The following is a 5,388-nucleotide window of genomic DNA, read 5'->3' on the forward strand; positions in this document are numbered from 1 at the left end:
CGAAATTGCTGCGGTTCTTGCAAACCTCGACCATTCAGCCGGTTGGCGCGCCCACGCCGCGCAAGGTCAATGTGCGGATCATCTGCGCCACCAACCGCGACCCGCTGGAAGAAGTCCGGCGCGGGCGGTTCCGCGAGGATCTGTATTATCGCCTGCATGTGGTGCCGATCCACCTGCCGCCACTGCGGTCGCGCGGCGAGGATGTGATCGAAATCGCCGAAGAGGCGCTGCAACGCTTTGCCGCCGAGGAAGGCCGCGTGTTCACCAGTCTGGACCCCAAGGTCCGCGACCTGTTCCGACGCCTGCCATGGCCGGGCAATGTGCGGCAATTGCTGAACGTGCTGCGCCATGGCGTGGTGCTGAACGAAGGGCCGGTCCTGACGCTGGATATGCTGCCGATCGAGCTGCTACACGAACGCGAGCAACTGGGCGCCGCCCTGACCCCAGCCGCGCCACGCCTCGCGCCCACTGATCCGGTGCTGGACCTGAACGCGCTGTTGGGCAAGACGCTGGCCGAGATCGAACAACTGGTGATCGAGGAAACCATCGCCATGCATGGCGGCTCGGTGCCCAAGGCGGCGCGGGTGTTGGATGTCTCGCCCTCGACCCTGTATCGCAAGCGCGAGTCCTGGGCCAAATCCGGGACCGATTAGGGCTAGACGAACTGTTCGCGGATCAGCCGCTCTTCCAGCCCGTGACCCGGATCGAACAGGATGCGATGCGCGATTTCAGGTTCGCTTTGAATTTCAACCGACACCACCTGACCGGCGCTGCGACTGTCGGCATCGGCCATCACCGGCCGTTTTGACGGTTGCAGCACGTCGAACCGCACATGGGCGGTGCTGGGCAACAGCGCGCCGCGCCAGCGCCGGGGCCGGAACGCCGCCATCGCCGTCAGCGCGAGAACATCCGACCCGATCGGCAGGATCGGCCCGTGCGCCGAATAGTTATACGCGGTCGATCCCGCCGGGGTCGACAACAGCGCCCCGTCGCACACCAGCTCGTCCAGCCGCACCCTGCCATCGACCGAGATCCGCAGCTTGGCCGCCTGCGGCCCGGCGCGCAGCAGCGACACCTCGTTGATCGCCAGCGCCACATGCACTTTGCCATCATTGGAAATCGCCCGCATCTTCAGCGGGTTAATCACCTCTTCCGCGGCATTTGCCAGACGTTCCTGCAAGCCCGGCTCGTGATATTCGTTCATCAGAAACCCGACCGTGCCGCAATTCATGCCATAGATCGGGATGTCCAGATGCTGCATCCCGTGCAGGGTTTGCAGCATGAACCCGTCGCCCCCCAGCGCCACGATCACATCGGCCTTTTCCACCGGCACATTGCCGTATTCCATCGCCAGATGCCGCCGCGCGTTTTCCGCGACGTGGCTTTCGCTGGCCAGAAAGGCGATTTTCTTGTCGGGCATTGGAACGTCCTCTTTTGCGGCATTGTTCACAGTGCAGGCCGGGGAACTCAAGCCCAAAGCGCGCGCGGGCAACCGCCGCCGCCCTTACAAATGCAGCATAGGACCGAATCCGCCCTTTCGTGGCCGGAAATTGTCGGCTAAACAGCGCGCAATTCTGCTGCCTTCAGGAGACGCACATGAACGCCACGCACCGTGATGCCGGTTTCTTTACCGAATCTCTCGCCACGCGCGACCCCGAAATCGCCAAGGCCATCGGTCTTGAGCTGGGCCGCCAGCGCGACGAGATCGAGCTGATCGCCTCTGAGAACATCGTGTCCCGCGCGGTGATGGAGGCTCAGGGCTCGGTGATGACCAACAAATATGCCGAAGGTTATCCGGGCCGTCGCTATTACGGTGGCTGCCAGTTCGTCGATATCGCCGAGGAACTGGCGATCGAGCGCGCCAAGCAGCTTTTCAACTGCGAATTCGCCAACGTGCAACCCAACTCGGGGTCGCAGGCCAACCAGGGCGTTTACACCGCGCTGCTGCAACCCGGCGACACCATTCTGGGCATGTCGCTGGATGCCGGCGGCCACCTGACCCACGGCGCCAAGCCGAACCAGTCGGGCAAATGGTTCCACGCCGTGCAATACGGGGTGCGCAAGCAAGACAGCCGCATCGACTATGATCAGATTCAGGCGCTGGCGACCGAGCATCAGCCCAAGCTGATCATCGCCGGTGGCTCGGCCAATCCGCGTCAGGTGGATTTCAAGAAAATGCGCGAGATCGCCGACAGCGTCGGTGCGCTGCTGATGGTCGACATGGCGCATTTCGCCGGTCTGGTCGCGGGCGGTCAGCACCCCTCGCCGTTCCCCTATGCCGATGTGGCGACCACCACCACGCATAAAACCCTGCGCGGCCCGCGCGGCGGCATGATCCTGACCAACAACGAAGAGATCGCCAAAAAGATCAACTCGGCGATCTTCCCCGGCATTCAGGGCGGCCCGCTGATGCATGTCATCGCCGGCAAGGCCGTGGCCTTTGGCGAGGCCCTGCGCCCCGAATTCAAGGACTATGCCGCTCAGGTGATCAAGAACGCTCAGGCGCTGGCTGATCAACTGATGAAGGGCGGTCTGGACATCGTGACCGGCGGCACCGACACCCATGTGCTGCTGGTCGACCTGCGCCCCAAAGGCGTCAAAGGCAACGCCACCGAAAAGGCCCTTGGTCGCGCCCATATCACCTGCAACAAGAACGGCATCCCGTTTGACCCGGAAAAACCGATGGTCACCTCGGGTGTGCGTCTTGGCACCCCGGCGGGCACCACCCGTGGCTTTGGCGAGGCCGAGTTCCGCCAGATCGCGGACTGGATCGTCGAGGTTGTCGATGGTCTGGCCGCCAATGGCGAAGACGGCAACGCCGAGGTCGAAGCCAAGGTCAAGGCCGAGGTCGAAGCCCTGTGCGCCAAGTTCCCGATCTATCCGGGCCTGTAAGCACCGCGACATCATTCGGATCAGGGGGCTTCGGCCCCCTTTTTCATGCGCGGCGGGCCTAGCCCTGCTGCTGCCACAGCGCCACGGCGATCAGGCCGAACAGCACCACCATCACGCTTAGCGCCGCACCGCCGAAAATCGAGAATAACAGTTCTTTCCGCCGCGCCTTGGGGTCGACGGTTTTCAGCCATGCCATGACCCGGCGCTCGGCCACTTCAAGGCGCGGCAGGTCTAACTGGCGCGCCAGCTTGGGGTGATCGGCCTGCGCCTGCGCCTCGGCCACGGCACGCGCATCGCGGCGCACATAGCCCGGCATCCGCCGCCCGACCCGCCGCAACTGGGTCTTCAGATCGGGGCCGCGCACATGCAGGCGGGCCTCGATCTCGGCCGAAATCTGAGCCGCCATTTCGGAAACTGAAACCACCGGGCACCCCCTTTCGGCGCTATTTTCCCCTCTGGCCGGGCGCGGCGCAACACGGTATTCAGGGCGTATGCTGAATACTGTTCTGACTGGCGACGCCACCGACAAACTGCCGCTTTTGATCGTGCACGGGCTATATGGCTCGGCCCGAAACTGGGGCGTGATTGCCAAGCGCATGTCCGACACGCGACAGGTGATCACGGTTGATATGCGAAATCACGGGGAAAGTCCGCAGACCCCGACGCACAGCTATGCCGATCTGGCCGCCGATCTGGCCCGGGTGATCGAGGCCCACGGCGGTCAGGCCGATGTGGTCGGGCATTCGATGGGCGGTAAGGCGGCGATGATGCTGGCCCTGACCCGGCCCGAGCTGGTGAACCGTCTGGTGGTCGCCGACATCGCGCCGATCGCCTATGGCCACGACCAGACGCCGCTGATCGAAGCGATGCGGGCGATTGATCTGTCGAAGGTCGAGAAACGCTCGGACGCCGACCGGCAATTGGCGCAGTGGGTCGATGACGCCGGCACCCGCGCCTTTCTGCTGCAATCGCTGGATCTGAAAACCCGGCGCTGGCGGCTGAATTTCGACACGCTGGCCGCCGAGATGCGCCAGATCATCGGTTGGCCAGATGACGTCAGCGGCCAGTTCGACAAGCCGACGCTATTCCTGTCCGGCGCTAATTCCGATTACGTGCGCCCCGAATACCGCCCCGCGATCAAGGCGCTGTTCCCGAGTGCGAAATTCGCGAAACTTCCCGGTGCAGGCCATTGGCTGCATGCCGAGAAGCCGCGTGAATTCGAAGCCGCGATGCGGGCCTTTTTCGGCTAGCGGGCCACGATTGCCTTGGCAATACCCCAGCTGACCGGCACGGCCAGCACAAAGCCAATTGCAGCGGCAATCAAAATCGGGATCAGCGTGTCTTGCCCAATCACAAGCGCCACCACGATACCCGACCCCATCAAAGTGGTTGAAATCAACGAAAACAATAACATAGCCACGCGAAGCATAGCAGTCTCTCCTTTGCGAGATGCGTTCAGGTCAAATTACAATCATTTTTCTGAATGTGTCTTTGACCTGACGCAAACCGCAAGGCGAAATTCTCAGCTTTCCGGCGATTTCATCCGCATCATCAGGCCGTTTTTCAGGATGAACTGATGGTAAAGCGCGCCGACGATATGGGCACCGACAAGGATCATCAGCAGCGAGGTCAGAACCTCGTGCCCTTCCGCCGCCAGATCAACGCCGCCAAACCACGCCGTCAGCCCCGAGATCGGCAGGACGATCATCAGCGCATACAGCGCCAGATGCGTCAGATGCGCCAGTTTCTTCAGTGCGGGATGTTCTTCTTCCGGCGGCAGCGGCGCACCGCGTTTCATCCGCACGGTCAGACGCAGCAGACCCAGAACCAGAATCGCGATACCGCCAAAGATATGCGACGCCACCAGCACGGTAGGCGCGTTTTCGATGCCGTGTTCAATGTTGTCCCACGCTTCACCAATGAAATCGGAGAACAGGAACTGCGCGCCCATCAGCGCGGCGATGATCCAGTGAAGAAGAATTTGAGTGCGGGAGTATCCAGTCGGTTTGGTCATCGGGGTCTCCAAAATGAATGAGGTCAACATATGATACGCGGCTCGTCCTGCAATCCGTCGCGCATATTATATGGAAAGGTCAATTTCACCTTGGGAAGAGAAGGGCGGGATAGAACTCTGGTTTATGGCCATGCGGGGACAAGCGCGCGCAAGCACGGCTCCACCCGCGCCCCCTGCCCGGTGGGCGCGGCCCTGTCCCGATGGTCTGGCGCCCTTAGCCGAGGCCCAGCAGCGCCTTGGCCTTGGCCAGCGCATCAACCGATTGCTGGTGCTGGCCCGCACTGTGCAGCGCCTCACCCTCGGCCCGCAGGGCTTTGACCTGCTCCAGATCGGCGGCGGAAATCGTCACACCGTTGGCCAGCGCAGCGTCAATCTCGGCCATGTCGGCGGGGCAGTGGAATGCGAAAGCCGGGGCTGCCAACAGGCAGAACGCGGCGGCGGTAAACAGTCGTGTCATGGGGACCTCCCTGTTTGTGGCGGGA

General features: G+C 62.6%; 8 protein-coding genes. 3 read left to right on the forward strand and 5 right to left on the reverse strand.

Features of this window, described 5'->3' with window-relative positions; all coding sequences use genetic code 11:
* On the forward strand, positions 1 to 653 hold a 653-nt coding region (locus tag ABYW26_RS09740), incomplete at its 5' end, for a sigma 54-interacting transcriptional regulator (protein WP_372604631.1).
* 2 nt (positions 654 to 655) lie between these two features.
* On the opposite strand, the gene ABYW26_RS09745 is transcribed toward ABYW26_RS09740, so the two are convergent.
* Positions 656 to 1,420: an NAD kinase gene (locus ABYW26_RS09745; RefSeq protein ID WP_372604632.1), complete on the reverse strand. Its 765-nt coding sequence runs from the start codon at positions 1,418 to 1,420 to the stop codon at positions 656 to 658.
* Between the two features lie 176 nt (positions 1,421 to 1,596).
* Between ABYW26_RS09745 and glyA the strand changes: the two genes are divergently transcribed.
* The gene (gene glyA, locus ABYW26_RS09750) at positions 1,597 to 2,892 is read left to right on the forward strand and encodes a serine hydroxymethyltransferase (RefSeq protein ID WP_372604634.1); all 1,296 of its coding nucleotides are present in this window, start codon (positions 1,597 to 1,599) and stop codon (positions 2,890 to 2,892) included.
* Between the two features lie 58 nt (positions 2,893 to 2,950).
* Here the strand turns inward: glyA and ABYW26_RS09755 are convergent, their stop codons facing one another.
* Entirely contained in the window at positions 2,951 to 3,316 is a 366-nt protein-coding gene (locus ABYW26_RS09755) for a hypothetical protein (protein WP_372604635.1), read from the reverse strand.
* A 67-nt stretch (positions 3,317 to 3,383) separates the two neighbouring features.
* Here ABYW26_RS09755 and ABYW26_RS09760 point away from each other — a divergent pair, with 67 nt between their 5' ends.
* Positions 3,384 to 4,142 (forward strand): alpha/beta fold hydrolase, encoded by a 759-nt coding sequence (locus ABYW26_RS09760; RefSeq protein WP_372604636.1) that lies wholly within the window; start codon positions 3,384 to 3,386, stop codon positions 4,140 to 4,142.
* On the opposite strand, the gene ABYW26_RS09765 is transcribed toward ABYW26_RS09760, so the two are convergent.
* The 3 genes from ABYW26_RS09765 to ABYW26_RS09775 form a co-directional block, all read right to left on the reverse strand.
* On the reverse strand, positions 4,139 to 4,321 hold the full coding sequence (locus ABYW26_RS09765) for a CTP synthetase (protein ID WP_372604638.1): 183 nt from the start codon (positions 4,319 to 4,321) through the stop codon (positions 4,139 to 4,141). The two genes, ABYW26_RS09760 and ABYW26_RS09765, sit on opposite strands and share 4 nt — an antisense overlap.
* A gap of 93 nt (positions 4,322 to 4,414) precedes the next feature.
* Entirely contained in the window at positions 4,415 to 4,906 is a 492-nt protein-coding gene (locus ABYW26_RS09770) for a cytochrome b (protein ID WP_372604639.1), read from the reverse strand.
* Positions 4,907 to 5,120: 214 nt separating this feature from the next.
* Positions 5,121 to 5,363: a hypothetical protein gene (locus ABYW26_RS09775; protein ID WP_372604641.1), complete on the reverse strand. Its 243-nt coding sequence runs from the start codon at positions 5,361 to 5,363 to the stop codon at positions 5,121 to 5,123.
* Between the last annotated feature and the right edge of the window lie 25 nt (positions 5,364 to 5,388).

Source organism: Actibacterium sp. (genome assembly GCF_041584535.1).
Taxonomy (GTDB): Bacteria; Pseudomonadota; Alphaproteobacteria; order Rhodobacterales; family Rhodobacteraceae; genus Actibacterium_D.